13 protein-coding genes are annotated in these 13,618 nt (G+C 69.8%); 7 read left to right on the top strand and 6 right to left on the bottom strand.

The window, feature by feature from the left end; translation table 11 throughout:
* Nucleotides 1-46 precede the first annotated feature (46 nt).
* On the bottom strand, nucleotides 47-2,125 hold the full coding sequence (gene dnaG / locus AC1RCS_RS05855; RefSeq protein WP_492244035.1) for a DNA primase: 2,079 nt from the start codon (nucleotides 2,123-2,125) through the stop codon (nucleotides 47-49).
* Nucleotides 2,126-2,212: 87 nt separating this feature from the next.
* Between dnaG and AC1RCS_RS05850 the strand changes: the two genes are divergently transcribed.
* The 3 genes from AC1RCS_RS05850 to AC1RCS_RS05840 are packed head-to-tail and all read left to right on the top strand — an operon-like array spanning nucleotide 2,213 to nucleotide 6,671.
* A complete protein-coding gene (locus AC1RCS_RS05850) occupies nucleotides 2,213-3,289 on the top strand; it encodes an ABC transporter substrate-binding protein (RefSeq protein ID WP_492244034.1) in 1,077 nt (358 codons plus the stop codon).
* A gap of 3 nt (nucleotides 3,290-3,292) precedes the next feature.
* Complete coding sequence (locus tag AC1RCS_RS05845; RefSeq protein ID WP_369642874.1) at nucleotides 3,293-4,963, top strand: diguanylate cyclase domain-containing protein; 1,671 nt, start codon at nucleotides 3,293-3,295, stop codon at nucleotides 4,961-4,963.
* A gap of 49 nt (nucleotides 4,964-5,012) precedes the next feature.
* Nucleotides 5,013-6,671, top strand: a complete 1,659-nt coding sequence (locus AC1RCS_RS05840) for an acyl-CoA synthetase (protein ID WP_492244033.1) — start codon at nucleotides 5,013-5,015, stop codon at nucleotides 6,669-6,671.
* A gap of 9 nt (nucleotides 6,672-6,680) precedes the next feature.
* On the opposite strand, the gene AC1RCS_RS05835 is transcribed toward AC1RCS_RS05840, so the two are convergent.
* The 3 genes from AC1RCS_RS05835 to AC1RCS_RS05825 all read right to left on the bottom strand — a co-directional run bounded on the left by AC1RCS_RS05835 (nucleotide 6,681) and on the right by AC1RCS_RS05825 (nucleotide 8,538).
* The gene (locus AC1RCS_RS05835) at nucleotides 6,681-6,944 is read right to left on the bottom strand and encodes a hypothetical protein (protein ID WP_492244032.1); all 264 of its coding nucleotides are present in this window, start codon (nucleotides 6,942-6,944) and stop codon (nucleotides 6,681-6,683) included.
* A complete protein-coding gene (locus AC1RCS_RS05830) occupies nucleotides 6,941-7,438 on the bottom strand; it encodes a hypothetical protein (protein ID WP_492244031.1) in 498 nt (165 codons plus the stop codon). Before AC1RCS_RS05830 ends, AC1RCS_RS05835 begins: the two co-directional genes overlap by 4 nt.
* Nucleotides 7,439-7,650: 212 nt before the next feature.
* Complete coding sequence (locus AC1RCS_RS05825; RefSeq protein WP_492244030.1) at nucleotides 7,651-8,538, bottom strand: helix-turn-helix transcriptional regulator; 888 nt, start codon at nucleotides 8,536-8,538, stop codon at nucleotides 7,651-7,653.
* A gap of 150 nt (nucleotides 8,539-8,688) precedes the next feature.
* On the opposite strand from AC1RCS_RS05825, the gene AC1RCS_RS05820 reads away from it, so the two are divergent.
* Entirely contained in the window at nucleotides 8,689-9,255 is a 567-nt protein-coding gene (locus AC1RCS_RS05820) for a carboxymuconolactone decarboxylase family protein (protein WP_218340249.1), read from the top strand.
* A 21-nt stretch (nucleotides 9,256-9,276) separates the two neighbouring features.
* Here AC1RCS_RS05820 and AC1RCS_RS05815 read toward each other — a convergent pair whose 3' ends face one another.
* The gene (locus tag AC1RCS_RS05815; protein ID WP_218295376.1) at nucleotides 9,277-10,206 is read right to left on the bottom strand and encodes a LysR substrate-binding domain-containing protein; all 930 of its coding nucleotides are present in this window, start codon (nucleotides 10,204-10,206) and stop codon (nucleotides 9,277-9,279) included.
* Nucleotides 10,207-10,298: 92 nt separating this feature from the next.
* On the opposite strand from AC1RCS_RS05815, the gene AC1RCS_RS05810 reads away from it, so the two are divergent.
* The gene (locus AC1RCS_RS05810; protein WP_492244029.1) at nucleotides 10,299-10,940 is read left to right on the top strand and encodes a pyridoxamine 5'-phosphate oxidase family protein; all 642 of its coding nucleotides are present in this window, start codon (nucleotides 10,299-10,301) and stop codon (nucleotides 10,938-10,940) included.
* 27 nt (nucleotides 10,941-10,967) lie between these two features.
* On the opposite strand, the gene AC1RCS_RS05805 is transcribed toward AC1RCS_RS05810, so the two are convergent.
* Entirely contained in the window at nucleotides 10,968-11,945 is a 978-nt protein-coding gene (locus tag AC1RCS_RS05805; protein ID WP_492244028.1) for a LysR substrate-binding domain-containing protein, read from the bottom strand.
* Between the two features lie 184 nt (nucleotides 11,946-12,129).
* Between AC1RCS_RS05805 and AC1RCS_RS05800 the strand changes: the two genes are divergently transcribed.
* Together AC1RCS_RS05800 and AC1RCS_RS05795 are read left to right on the top strand one after the other, a co-directional pair.
* Complete coding sequence (locus tag AC1RCS_RS05800) at nucleotides 12,130-12,885, top strand: sulfite exporter TauE/SafE family protein (protein WP_492244027.1); 756 nt, start codon at nucleotides 12,130-12,132, stop codon at nucleotides 12,883-12,885.
* A gap of 161 nt (nucleotides 12,886-13,046) precedes the next feature.
* A complete protein-coding gene (locus AC1RCS_RS05795; RefSeq protein WP_255591121.1) occupies nucleotides 13,047-13,484 on the top strand; it encodes a cupin domain-containing protein in 438 nt (145 codons plus the stop codon).
* Nucleotides 13,485-13,618 lie beyond the last annotated feature (134 nt).

The raw sequence follows: 13,618 nt of genomic DNA, 5'->3' as shown, positions 1-13,618 counted from the left end.
CGCTCTTGCCGCTAACTAACCCTACATTATACCGCTTGGTGGGATTTCAAGCGGCTTTGACAGCCACTCCCAGCAAAACCCTGCGTTTTTGTTCCAGTGCACGGTAGCGCTCCAGGGCGGTCGGGTCCGTGGCGGCTTGCAGCATCAGCAGTTTTTGCTGCTCCTCGATGTCTTCGATCTGCATGCGGCTGAGCAGGTCCCGCAGTTCCGTGCGCAGCTCCTGCAGGTCGCCTTCGGTCTGGGCGTGCGAGCCCGTCATCACCTTCACGGCCAGAGCTTCGCACTCGTGATCGCGCAGGCTCTCGCGCAGCACGGCCCAGGCCAGGGGGCCGTGTTCGTGAAACTGCGCCTCCAGCCAGCCAAAAAGCGGGCCGTGGGGAGGCTGCAGCGCACACAGGGTGGCGTGGTCGTCGTGGGTCAGCTCTTCCAGGAAGGCCATGTGCGACAGCAGCAGGCGCGCGGCATGGTCCGTGCGGCTGGCGGTGGGTGTGCGCGGCAGGCGGGGCTGGGGCGGCCAGGGAGAGTCCTTGTCCTTTTTCTTCCAGTTGCCCTTCCAGTCGCCGCCCTTGCGGAACGGGGGCTTGTTGCCATAGCTGCTGCCCTGGCCAGCACTTCCGCCGCTGCCGCCGCCGTAGCCGCCTTGGTATCCGCCGTCGTATCCACTGCCCGGCTCGCCTTGGGGCGGCCACGACCCCCCGTCGGGCGGGGCGTCCCAGGAGGGTGGTTCGTGGTCGTAGGCCGCAGGCGCCTGTCGGGCCGGTGCACTACCTGCCCCGGTATGGCCGCCGTGACCGGAGTGGGAGGACCGCGGTGCCTCGCGCGCCGTGGCCTGGCCCCACAGGTCCGCCAGGTCCTGTGCCTTGAGCTGGGTGAGGTCCGCCAGCTCGCCCAGCACCTGGCGCTTGAGCACGCCGTCGGGCAGGGCCGTCCAGAGCGGCCTTGCGTTGCTGGCCATGTGGGCGCGGCCCTCGGCGGTGGCCAGGTCGCAGCCGTCGCTGGCCGATTCGACCAGGAAGCGGCTGAGCGGCACGGCCTCACTCACGTGCTTGGCAAAAGCGTCCGTACCGTGAGCGCGGATGAAGCTGTCCGGGTCGTGCTCGGCCGGCAGGAACAGGAACTTGATGCTGCGCGTGTCCGTGGCGTGGGGCAGGGCGCCATCGAGCGCCTTGCGCGCGGCGCGCCGGCCGGCGTTGTCTCCGTCGAAGCTGAACACCACCGATTCGGTGAAGCGCAGCAGCTTGTGCACGTGTTCGGGTGTGCAGGCGGTGCCCAGCGTGGCCACCGCGTTCGGAAACCCGAGCTGCGCCAGCGCCACCACGTCCATGTAGCCCTCGGTGACCAGGGCATAGCCTTGCTCGCGGATGGCCGTGCGCGCCTCGAACAGGCCGTACAGCTCGCGGCCCTTGTGGAACACGGGGGTTTCGGGCGAATTGAGGTACTTGGGCTTGTCGTCGCCCAGCACGCGGCCCCCAAAGCCGATGCATTCGCCCTTGACGTTGCGGATGGGGAACATGACCCGGTCGCGGAACCGGTCGTAGCGCTTGCCGCCGTCCTCGTCGTTGACGATGACCAGGCCGCTTTCCTCCAGCAACGGGTCGTCGTACTGCGCGAAGACGCTGGCCAGGCTGCGCCAGCCTTCGGGGGCGTAGCCAAGGCCATACCGCTTGGCCACCGTCCCCGAGACGCCGCGCCCCTTGAAGTAGCCAATGGCGCGCTGGGATTCCCGCAGGTGGCGGCGGTAGGCGTCGGCAGCCTTCTCCAGCACGTCGGTCAGCGTGGCCTGCTTCTGGCGGGCGGCGGCGGCGCGTTCCTTCTCCTGCGGGGAGATGTCGTCGTCCGGCACCGAGAGGCCCACCTGCTGGGCCAGGTCCTGAACGGCCTCGACGAAGCCCATGCCCGCGTGCTCCATGAGGAAGCTGATGGCATTGCCGTTCTTGCCGCAGCCAAAGCAGTGGTAGAACTGCTTGGCGGGGCTCACGCTGAACGAGGGGGATTTTTCGCCGTGAAAGGGGCACAGCCCCATGAAATTCGCCCCGCCTTTCTTGAGCTGCACATAGCGGCCCACGATGTCGACCACATCGACGCGGGCAAGCAGTTCCTGAATGAAAGACTGAGGGATCGTCACGCCGCGTATTGTCCGCGTAAACTGTTTGTTACCAGATATTGCAGAAGCGGGGCTTTCGGCATGGCGGTCACGGCATGGTGGCGGGCAATGGACGCGTCCAGCACTTCGGCGCAGCGGGGGCTGCGGCGCCGGGATATGGCCGTGCTGCTGCCGCTGGTGCCCGCGCTCCTGTGGCCCGCGCCCGCGAGGGCCGCGCCGGTGCTGCGCGTGCTGTCCTGGCCGGGGTATGCCGACCCCGACATCGTGGCCGTTTTCGAGAAGCGCCATGGGGTCAAGGTGGAGGTCACCACCGTCGCCTCCGACGACGTGCTGCGCACCCAGCTGGCCTCTCCCCAAGGGCCCGGTTTCGACCTTGTGGCCGCCAATACCGCCGAAATCGCGCGCCTGGTGGCACGCCGGCTGCTTGCACCGTTGCCTGTGCACAACATTCCCAATGCCGAGCGCCAGCTTCCGCGCTTTCGGCAATTGCATGCGATTGCGGGCATCGCGCAGGGAACGGATGTGTTCGCGATGCCTTACACCTATTCCGAGATGGGGCTGATCTATGACCGCCAGCAGATGGCCGTGCCCCCCAGTTCCATCGCGGTGCTGTGGGACCCGCGCTGGCGGGGGCGTGTGCTGGCATTCGACGGCAGCAGCCACGGGTTCTCCCTGGCGGCCATGTACCGCGGCCTGCCGCCGTTTCACCTGCATGCGACCCAGTTCGGCCCCCTGGCCAGGGATCTGGTGGCCCTGCGGCGCAACGTGCGTTCGTTCTACAGCCTGCCCGAGGAGTCGCTGGAGCTGTTTCGCAAGCACCGCATTGCCGTCATGCACGCCAACTACGGCCAGCAGCAGCTCAAGCAGCTGCGCGATGCCGGGCTGGATGTGGGCTACGTGGTGCCGCGCGAGGGGGCGCTCGCCTGGCTCGACTGCTGGGCCATCACCCGGCGCTCGACCCAGCCCGCATTGGCCGCCGAGTGGATCAACTACATGCTCGACCCCTCCGTGAGCCGTGAGCTGACCCGGCGCCAGGGCCTGGCCAATACGCTCGACGAGCCACCCGCGCTCTCGGACGACGCCCCCGCCGGGGCCATCGTCTGGCTGGAGCCCGTCGAGGACGAAGCACGCCGCGCGCAACTGTGGCAGCGCATCCTGTCGGGAGACCGGCCCTCCCGGTTCTGACGCATGAAAACCCGCATGAAATGGGGCATTGCGCTGCGGCTGGGAATCCTGCTGGCGTCCTTCAGCGTGTTTGCCGCCGTCCTGGCGGGCTACTACACCTTCGACTCCAGCCGCACGCGCCTGCAGGGGCGGGCCGAGCAGGCGCTGCTGGCCACCACCCAGGTGTTGTCGCGCCACATGCAGGCGGGCTTTGGCACGGTGGCGCGCGACACCGCCTTCCTGGCCAGCGTGGCCGCCATCGAGCAGGACAGGAACGTGCTGGCCGACATGTTCAGGGCCAGCCTGGTGGCGCACCCGAGCTACCAGCAGATCCGTTTCATCGGTGCGCAGGACTACGGCCTGGAGCTGGTGCGCATCGACCGCACGGGGGACGCCTGGCTACGCGCGAGCGAGGGGGAGCTGCAGGAGAAGGCCCATTTCCCCTTCGTCTTCGAAACGCTGGCGCTGGGGCCTGGCGAGGTCTATGTGTCCGAGTTCGGCATCAACCACGAGGGGGCTCCCGATGCCGAGGCCCTGCCCGTGTTCAGCATGGCCTCGCCCGTCGTGCGTGGGGGACAGGTGCGGGGCGTGGTCGTGGTGCGCGTGGCGGCGCACCAGTTCCTGCGCAATTTCAATGATGCGCTGCCCGCCTCCTACAGCTTCTTTCTCAGCAACCGCTGGGGCGATTTCCTGGTGCACCCGGACGCCACCCAGACCTTCGGCTTCGACCGCGGCCAGCGCATCCTGATCCAGGATGCCTTCGGCCCGGTGGGGGCCCTGATCGAGGGCCGCGAGGAACAGGCCGTGCTCAGCCAGCAGGGCCCTGGCGATGACGAGGCGCGTGTCTTCTCGTTCGTGCGCATGCCCTTCGGGCGGCCGCAGGAGGGGCGGTCCATGGTGGTGGGGCTCTCGCAGCCCCTTGCCGCCGTGCAGGGCGAGGTGGTGAGCCTGGGGCGCAGCATCTTCAAGATCCTGCTGGTGCTGAGCGCCGTGGGCGTGTTGCTGGCGGCCTGGGTGTCGCGCGTGGTCACCCAGCCCCTGAAGGCCATGGTGCGCGCCACGCAGGCCTTTCCGCAGGGCCGCCCGCATGGCGTTCTGCCCGTGCAGCGCGAGGATGAGGTGGGTGAGCTGGCGCGCAGTTTCCAGGACATGGAGCAGCAGATCAGCCGCCAGATGACGGAGCTCAACGCCAGCCGCGACGCCATGGCCCACCTGGCGCACCACGACGCGCTCACGGGCCTGCCCAACCGCCGCATGTTCGAGCAGCGCCTGGCGCAGGCGCTGGAGCTGTCGCGCCGCAGCGGGCGGGACTGCGCGCTGCTGTTTGTGGACCTGGACGATTTCAAGGCCGTCAACGACGCGCGGGGCCATGCCGCGGGCGACCGGGTGCTGCAGGCCGTGGCCCGCACCGTCGTGGGCGCCGTGCGCCAGGCCGACACCGTGGCCCGGCTCGCGGGCGACGAGTTCATCGTGCTGTGCGAGAACGTGGATTGCGAAGATGCGGCGCTGCAGATCGCCGCCAAGCTGGAGCTCGCTTTCGAGAGCCCGCTGCAGATCGACGGCCAGCCGCTGGCCCTGCGCGCCAGCATCGGCGTGAGCCTGTTCCCGCGCGACGCCCAGGACGCGCACACGCTGCTGGCCAGCGCCGACGCGGCGATGTACCGTGTCAAGCAGAGCCGCCGCCGAAGGGTTTGAGTCAGCCTGGGGCGGTAGCCTGTGACCCGTTCACCCACCTTCGCGAGCCATGACCTCCATCTTCGACCAGAACCTGCCCCGCACCGAAGCCAACTTCGCATCCCTGTCACCCCTGTCGTTCATCGAACGCACGGCCGAGGTCTACCCCGACCGCCTGGCCATCGTGCACGGCGACTTGCGCCAGACCTGGAGCCAGACCTATGCCCGCTGCCGCCAGCTGGCCAGCGCCCTGGCGCAGGCAGGCATCGGCAAGAACGACACGGTGGCCGTGATGCTGCCCAACACCCCGCCCATGGTGGAGGCCCACTTTGGCGTGCCCATGGCGGGCGCGGTGCTCAATGCGCTCAACACCCGGCTGGACCCGGAGGCCATTGCCTTCATGCTCGACCACGGCGAGGCCAGGGCGGTGATCGTGGACCCCGAGTTCACCGGCACCATGGCCAAGGCGCTGGCCCTGCGCACGGGCACCACGCCCATCCGCGTGATCGAGGTCCAGGACACGCTCTACGGCCCCGCCGCGCAGAGCCTGGGCGGCACGGACTACGAAGCCTTTGTCGCCACGGGCGACCCGGCTTTTGCCTGGAGCCTGCCCGACGACGAGTGGGATGCGATTGCGCTCAACTACACCAGTGGCACCACGGGCAACCCCAAGGGCGTGGTCTACCACCACCGGGGCGCGGCCAGCAATGCCATCAGCAACGTGCTGGAGTGGGACATGCCCAAGCACGCCGTGTACCTGTGGACCTTGCCCATGTTCCACTGCAACGGCTGGTGCTTTCCCTGGACCATCGCGGCCCGCGCGGGCGTCAACGTCTGCCTTCGGCGTGTGGACGCCCAGGCCATCTTCGACGCGATCCGCCAGCATGGCGTCACGCACTACTGCGGCGCGCCCATCGTGCACGGCCTGCTGGTCAATGCGCCGGATGCGATGAAGGCGGGTGTGCAGAACCTCGCACAAGGGGGCGTCAAGGCCATGGTGGCGGGTGCCGCGCCCCCGGCCTCGATGATCGAGGGCATGGAGAAGATGGGGTTCGACCTGACCCATGTGTACGGCCTGACCGAGGTGTACGGCCCCGCCACCGTGTGCGCCAAGCACGAGGCGTGGGACCAGCTCGACATCGGCGAGCGCGCCCGCCTCAACGCCCGCCAGGGCGTGCGCTACCACCTGGAGCGCGACGTGCGCGTGCTGGACCCGGAGACCATGTTGCCCGTGCCGCAGGACGGCGAAACCATGGGCGAGATCATGTTCAAGGGCAACATCGCCATGAAGGGCTACCTCAAGAACCCCAAGGCCACCGACGAGGCCTTCGCGGGCGGCTGGTTCCACAGCGGCGACCTGGCCGTGCAGTACCCCGACGGCTACATCAAGATCAAGGACCGCAGCAAGGACATCATCATCTCGGGCGGCGAAAACATCTCGTCCATCGAGGTCGAAGACGTGCTCTACCGCCACCCCGACGTGCTGGCCGCCGCCGTGGTGGCCAAGCCCGATGCCAAGTGGGGCGAAACCCCGTGCGCGTTTGTGGAACTCAAGGCGGGGGCCACCACCACGCCCGAAGACATCGTGGCCCACTGCAAGAAGCACCTCGCGGGCTTCAAGGTGCCGCGCGCCGTGGTGTTTGGCGAGCTGCCCAAGACCAGCACGGGCAAGATCCAGAAGTTCGAGCTGCGCAAGCTGGCCGGGTCGGCGGCGGCCATCAACGTCTGATCACACGGCTCAGCCAAAACCGCACGCCAGCGTCTGCCGGCCGCCATCGAGGTTGTATTCGGACTTCCAGTAGTGCCGGTCTTCGATGGCGGTGAACGCCACGCCGGGCCCGGTGGGGTAGGCCGTCGCGAACGGGCGGCGCAGGATCACAAGCAGCTCGCATTGGGGCGGCCAGTCCGCCACTTCGTCGATGAGGTTGCCCCGTGCCAGCTCGGCCTCCAGGATCATGCGCAGCGGGGCGGCCAGCGCGGCGGGAATCTGCTGATGGCTCATGCGCCGGGCTGGCTGGCGGCGGCGGGCTGTGCCGACCGCTCGGATACCGCCTCGCCCCGCAGCCGCTGCAGCGCCAGCACCTGCCACTGGTGCTCCGGCTCGAAGGCCGAGAGGTCTTGCACCGCATACCCGCCGTACGCGTACACCGTGGCATAGGCCGCGTAGCTGGCGGCCTCCAGTGCCCGGCCCGCGAGCGCGTTGGCCACGGCGTAGGTGGCCGACACGGCGGCATGGGCCGATCCGTCCAGCGACTGCGAGCCCCGGTGGTGCGAGGCCACCTCCTTCATCCGGGCGGCGGCGTTCGCCAGCGTGGCTGCATCCACCGTGCCTGCCGCGAACGCTGCCAGCGTGTCCAGGCCCGCGATGGCCTCGGGGTCTTCCAGCAGATGGCGCACGCGCTCGACACACGCCAGGCCAAACGCCAGGCGCAGAGGCGTGTGGGCCTCGCTGGCCAGGTCGCAGCCGGCAGCCAGTTGCGTGAGCGCTGTGTTCATGGCGTGAGTCCTTTCCGGGGGCTGGGCAGTTCACGGGTATTTGCTATCAATAAAGTAGCTGATTGAGCAATGGGTACAAGCGCTGGCGCCTGTTTTGACCCAAAAATCCGCCCTGCGGGAACGCGGCTGGGGCATGGCTGTGGGCGCAGGGCATTGTGGCGTCCCGCGGGCCCTGCGTCGAGCCGGGCTAGGTGGGCCACGGGGAGGAACGGCTATGCCGCGAGGCCTTCCAGCCAGGCGCGTGGCGACATGCCCAGCTTCTGCGCAAACACCCGCGACAGCGCGGACGGGTTGGCATACCCCAGCCCATGGGCGATCGATTTCACGGACCGCCCGCCGCGCAAGTGGGCCTGCGCGAGGGTGAGGCGCCAGTGCGCCAGGTAGTCCGCGGGCGTTTCCCCCACCACGGCCTTGAAGCGTGCCGCGAAGGCGCTGCGCGACATGCCGGCCTGCGCGGCCATCTGCTCCAGGCTCCAGGCCTCGCCGGGCGCATCGTGCAGGGCCGTGAGCGTGCGCGCCAGGCGCGGGTCGGCCAGGCCGGTCAGCAGGCCCGGGGGCATCCGCGCCTCCTCGGGGTGGTCGAGCAGCCAGCGCAGCAACTGCAGCAGCACGACTTCAAAGAGCCGGTCGGCCAGCACGCGGTGGCCGCAGCGCAGGCGGTCGGTCTCGGCGAACAGCAAATCCAGCGCCTGCTGCAGGCCCTCGACGCGGGCCAGCGGCAGCAGCACCAGCGGGGGCAGGGTGCGCGCCAGCGGGTGGCTGGCGCCGCCATCGAAGTCCAGTGCCGCGCAGGTGAAGTCCGAGCCCTCCATGGGCGCGTTGTGAAAGAAATGCTCCAGCGGCCGCGCGTAGAACAGCAGGCTGGGCTCGCGCACCTCCAGGCGCTCCGGTGGCCCCGCCAGGGGCTGGTGGGCGACCACCATCTCGCCGCGTCGCAGCACATGCAGAAACCCGCGCCCGGGCGCCGCCGCGAAATGGGTGACGCCGCACAGCGGGCCGGTGTGGAACAGGCGCGCCCGCACCCTGAACCGTTCCAGCAGCGAGGACAGGCGGTCCAGCGGCACGGACGGTGGCGTGAGGCTGCTTTCCGTGGGGTTCATGGTTGTTTTGGATGTATTGGTATGAATGATGGACTATTGATGCCCAATGGTATTCGATGTCGCCAGACACTGCAGGGGTGCTGTGTTCATGCACCCGATGCGGCCAACGCACCGGCTTTCAACCTCCATGCCATTTCCAAGGAAGACACCATGTCCACCATTGCCTCCTCCGCCGCCCGCATTCCCCTTGTCGACCGCTCCACGGCCAGCGGCCCGGCGCGCGCGCTGCTCGACCAGATCCACGGCGCTTTCGGCGCCACACCCAACATGTTCCGCGCGGTGGCCAACTCGCCGGCCGCGCTGCAAAGCATGTGGGGCGCCTTCGGTGCGCTGGGCGGCGGCCAGATCGGCGCCGCGCTGGGCGAGCAGATCGCCGTGGCCGTGGCCAACCGCAATGCCTGCGACTACTGCCTGGCCGCCCACACGGCGCTGGGCCGCAAGGCGGGCGTGAGCGGCGACGATCTGGCCGCCGCGCAGTCGGGTGCATCCGCCGACCCGCGCACCGCCGCGGTGCTGCGCTTCGCGCTCAAGCTGGTCGACGAGCGCGGCCAGGTGGATGCCGCCGATGTGCAGGCGCTGCGCGAGCAGGGCTGGAGCGACGGGCACATCGTGGAGATCGTGGCCCATGTGGCGCTCAACCTGTTCACCAACTACGTGAACGTGGCGCTCGCGGTGCCCGTGGACTTCCCCGGCGTGAAGCTGCGCCCCGCGCGCTGAGCCGAGGGGGCTGCATGCCCCTCACGCCACTGTGCGGGCCGCTTGCAGTTCCTGCTCCAGCCACGCCGCGAAGCGCTGGGCCTGCGGCGATGCCTGGGGCGCCAGGCCGTAGTAGTGGCGCGTGAGCGGCAGGGCCAGCCCCGGCAGCGGGCAGGCCAGGCGGCCCGCCGCCAGGTCCTGCGCCACCAGCGAGGCGGGCGCGAGCGCGAAGCCCAGCCCGTCCAGCGCGGCCTGCAGCACGAAGTGCAGGTGGTCGAACTGCAGCTGGCTCGCCGGTTGCAGGCGCGGGGCGCCCACCTGGCGCTTCCAGTCGTCCCAGTCGCCGGGGCGCGAACGCGACCACAGCAACACGTGCGCCGCCAGGTCGGGCGGCGTGCGCACCGGCTGGGCCGCCCACAGCGCGGGTGTGCCCACCACCAGGGCCTGGTCGTGCAAAAAAGGCTGCGGCGTGATCGCGGCCGGCCAGCCCGCCAGTCCCCGGCGGATGGCCACGTCGAACGGAGCGGTGGCGTGGTCGGGCGTGACCGTGCTGGTCACCACGTTGGGCTCGATGTCCGGGCACTGCGCGACGAAGCCCGGCAGGCGCGGGATGACCCAGCGCACGGCGAACGAGGGGCGCACGTTGATGGTCACGGTGCGCGGGGCCCCGGGTGTCGCCAGGGCCTGGGCTGCGGCGCCGATCTGCGCCAGGGCGGGCTCCACCTGCGCAAAGAACTGCTGGCCCTGCGGCGTGAGCAGCACCTGCCGCACGCGCCGCTCGAACAGGGCCACGCCCAGGTGGTCTTCCAGCGCGCGGACCTGGCGGCTGATGGCGCTGTGGGTGACATGCAGTTCCATGGCCGCGCGCGTGAAGCTCAGGTGGCGCGCTGCCGCCGCGAAGGCGCGCACCGCATGGAGCGGGGGCAGGCGCTGTGGCGTGGCGGGCGGCATGTGTGCGATTTTGTCACGCATGCCGGGCGGCGATGTCGTTTGTCAGCGGCCGCCGTCGTGCGCACCATCGCCTCTGGCCCTGATCCCCTCCACCTTTTTTTGAACCACCCGCCATGACAGCCACCGCCCCGGCGCAGCCCGACCCCCATGCCATCGACACCCTGGCGCGCCTGGAGGCGCTGCTCGGGCCGCTCAGCGATGCCTCCGTGCACAAGGAGGTGCCCCGCGTCCACCCCGCCTACCGCGCCATGATCGAGGCCTCGCCCTTCGCGGTGCTGGCCACCACCGGCCCCGGGGGGCTCGATGCATCGCCGCGCGGCGATCCGCCAGGCTTCGTGCAACTGCAGGACGACACCACCCTGCTGCTGCCCGAGCGCCGGGGCAACAACCGCGCCGACAGCCTGCGCAACATCCTGGCCGACCCGCGCGTGGCGCTGCTGTTCCTCATCCCCGGCGTGGGCGAAACCCTGCGCGTGAACGGCCGTGCCCGCATCAGCGTGGCGCCCGACCTGCTCGCGCGTTTCGTGGTCAACGGCCAGCCGCCCAAGTGCGTGGTCGTGGTCGAGGTGGAGACCGTGTTCTTCCAGTGCGCGCGTGCCCTCCAGCGCTCGCGCCTGTGGGATGCCGTGCCGCCCGGCACCCCGCGACCGGTGCCCACGCCCGGCGCCATCCTTGCGTCCCTCACGCACGGCGCATTCGATGGCGCGGCGTACGACCAGGAACTACCGGCGCGGCAGCAGGCGACGCTGTATTGAGAGGATCGGCCGGACGGACGCGAACCCTCAGGCCTGCTCGGCCGTGAAGGCCGCCGCCGCCCCCCGCAGCGCCTGCGCGAACTGTGCCACCTCGGCATGCTGCGCGTCCCGCAGGCGCTGGAACAGCGTGATGGGCGGCAGCGTCCAGCCAAAGCGGTGCGGCACGATGGCCACGCCGGCGATGCGCACCAGCTCCTGCGCGATGTCGGCCGGCACGATGGAGACAGCCCGCTCGCTGGCCGCCACCAGCTCGCCGATGACCTTGGACGAGAGGCTTTCCACATAAGGCTGCGGCGGCACCACGCCCGCGCGCAGGAAGAAGTCGATGATCTGCTCGCGCATGGGCGTCTGCCGCGCGCCCAGCACCCAGTCCAGGTCCGCCAGCTCGGCCCAGGCCAGGGGCTTGCGGGCCAGGCGCGCCGACAGGCGGCGGTGGGCGATGAGGCGCGGCTCCTGGTGGTACAGCACCTCGTGCACCAGCCCGTCCATGTCGAGCACGGCGGATGCGCGGCCGATCACGCAGTCGAGTTCGTGCCCGCGCAGGCGCTGCAGCAGGTGGTCGCTGGTGCCTTCGTGGATGCTCACCGTGGCGCGCAGCCCGCGCGGCCGGGTCTGCCCGATGGCCGCGGCCAGCAGGCGGCCCGGCACGAAAGGGATCACGCCGACCTGCAGGTGCGCGGCGCGGCCCGCGCTGGCCGCTTCCATGTCGCGGGCCCAGTGGCCCAGGTCCTGCAGCAGGGTGCGCGCACGGGCCAGCGCCACGGCGCCGAGCGCGGTGGGCACCATGCCGCGCGGGGAGCGCTCGAACAGCGGCGCGCCGAAGATCGCCTCCAGTTCGGCCAGCGCGTGCGTGATGGCGGGCTGGCTCGTGGCCATGTGGTGCGCCACGCGGGTGAGCGTGCCATGCGCCTCGATCTGCTGCAGCAGCACCAGATGCCGCACCTTCAGGCGCGAGGCAAGGCGGGCCTGGACGGCCTCCGGATCCAGGGGCGGGGGCGTGGGCATCGGGTTTTTGGGGTATTCAGAAAACTGTATGGCTTGATATTAATTGCTGATGCTTTGCTTATGGGAAGTCTCCACAATGCGAAGCGAGCGAGGGAGCGAACAGGCAGGTGGGTGGAGCTGGCGGGAGCGCAGAGGCACCGCCAGTCTCCTTGGGCACGCGGACAACCAGAAGGGGGACAAGGCAATGGATTCAGTGCTGTGGGTGGTGGCCCTGGGGGCCGTGGCGGCGGGCTTCGTGCAGGGCCTGTCGGGCTTTGGCTTTGGCATGGTGGCCATGTCGTTCTGGGCCTGGACGCTGGAGCCGCGCCTGGCGGCCGTGCTGACCGTGTGCGGCGCGCTCACGGGCCAGCTGGTGGCGGCGGCCACGGTGCGCCGGGGTTTTGACCGGGTGCGCCTGCTGCCCTTTGTGCTGGGCGGCCTGGTGGGCATCCCCATCGGGGTGGCCGTATTGCCCCGGCTGGACATGGACGCGTTCAAGGTCATCCTGGGCACGCTGCTGGTGCTGTGGTGCCCGGCGATGCTCATGGCGAAGCAGTTGCCCCGCATCACACGCGGCGGGCGCGTGGCCGACGCGCTGGTGGGCATGGCGGGCGGCGTGATGGGTGGGCTGGGCGGCTTCACCGGCGTGCTGCCCACGCTGTGGTGCACCCTGCGCGGTCTGGACAAGGACGTGCAGCGCGCCATCATCCAGAACTTCAACCTGGCCATGCTGCTGGTGACCTTCATCACCTACCTGGCCACCGGCCTGGTCACCCGCGAGGCGCTGCCCCTGCTGGCCATCGTGGTGCCGGCGATGCTGGTGCCCACGCTGCTGGGCGCGCGGCTGTACCACGGCATCAGCGACCTGCGTTTCCGCCAGATCGTGCTCGGGCTGCTCACGCTGTCGGGTGTGGCCATGCTGGTGGCGAGTGTGCCCAGGGTGCTGACGCGGCTGGGGTGAGGGCGCACGCCTTCAGAACCCTGACGGCCCGGCAGCGCAAAGGTGCCCAAGGCTCTAACATGCCCTTCGGCACGCGCCTTGCCCATGCGGGCGCGGCCGCCGCGGCGTGTGCCGGGATGACAGACCGGCACGGCTGCGGCATCCATCCACCGAGGAGACTTATGACAACACACAACAAATCGCTTGCACGGGCTGCGGGCGCCGCCCTGGCTCTGGCCCTGCTGGCCGCGCCGGCCCTGGCCGAGGTGTACGCCAAGGAAGAACTGATCAAGGCCAGCAAGGAGGCCGCCGGCGGTGGCAAGGGCACGCTGATCGGCGAGTACGCGTTCACGCGCGACAAGGCGTCCAGGGACCAGGCCATCAAGGAGATCAGCTGGCTCACGCTGCAGCCGGGCGACTCCATCGGCTACCACAAGCACACGACCAATGAAGACACCTACATCATCGTCTCGGGCCGTGGCACCTTCCGCGACAAGGACGGCCGCGAGGTGCCCGTGAAGCCGGGCGATGTGACCATCGTGCGCAAGGGCGAATCCCATGGTCTGGTCAACACCGGCACCGAGCCGCTGGTGTTCGTGGATGTGATCGCCGAGCAGTGAGGGCGCCGTGGCGCGGCCCCGCGCAGTGACAGGGGCTGGGCGGCGGGGGCCGGCCGGGCTGCGCGCGGGCGGCACATAGAATGCCGCGGTGCCCGCCAGCGCACCATTCCTTCCCGTCCCCCGCTGCTCCTCTC

This window comes from Acidovorax sp. GW823-FHT01C06, from assembly GCF_058798375.1.
This window is presented reverse-complemented; position numbering and strand designations above follow the sequence as displayed.

Bases quoted from the DNA above. Each gene is read 5' to 3' on its own strand.
- AC1RCS_RS05800 (WP_492244027.1), top strand. From the start codon at position 12,130: ATGGATTCAGTGCTGTGGGTGGTGGCCCTGGGGGCCGTGGCGGCGGGC.
- AC1RCS_RS05825 (WP_492244030.1), bottom strand. From the start codon at position 8,538: ATGAACCCCACGGAAAGCAGCCTCACGCCACCGTCCGTGCCGCTGGAC.
- AC1RCS_RS05805 (WP_492244028.1), bottom strand. From the start codon at position 11,945: ATGCCCACGCCCCCGCCCCTGGATCCGGAGGCCGTCCAGGCCCGCCTT.
- AC1RCS_RS05810 (WP_492244029.1), top strand. From the start codon at position 10,299: ATGACAGCCACCGCCCCGGCGCAGCCCGACCCCCATGCCATCGACACC.
- AC1RCS_RS05835 (WP_492244032.1), bottom strand. From the start codon at position 6,944: ATGAGCCATCAGCAGATTCCCGCCGCGCTGGCCGCCCCGCTGCGCATG.
- AC1RCS_RS05830 (WP_492244031.1), bottom strand. From the start codon at position 7,438: ATGAACACAGCGCTCACGCAACTGGCTGCCGGCTGCGACCTGGCCAGC.
- AC1RCS_RS05820 (WP_218340249.1), top strand. From the start codon at position 8,689: ATGTCCACCATTGCCTCCTCCGCCGCCCGCATTCCCCTTGTCGACCGC.
- AC1RCS_RS05815 (WP_218295376.1), bottom strand. From the start codon at position 10,206: ATGCGTGACAAAATCGCACACATGCCGCCCGCCACGCCACAGCGCCTG.
- AC1RCS_RS05795 (WP_255591121.1), top strand. From the start codon at position 13,047: ATGACAACACACAACAAATCGCTTGCACGGGCTGCGGGCGCCGCCCTG.
- AC1RCS_RS05845 (WP_369642874.1), top strand. From the start codon at position 3,293: ATGAAAACCCGCATGAAATGGGGCATTGCGCTGCGGCTGGGAATCCTG.
- AC1RCS_RS05850 (WP_492244034.1), top strand. From the start codon at position 2,213: ATGGACGCGTCCAGCACTTCGGCGCAGCGGGGGCTGCGGCGCCGGGAT.
- AC1RCS_RS05840 (WP_492244033.1), top strand. From the start codon at position 5,013: ATGACCTCCATCTTCGACCAGAACCTGCCCCGCACCGAAGCCAACTTC.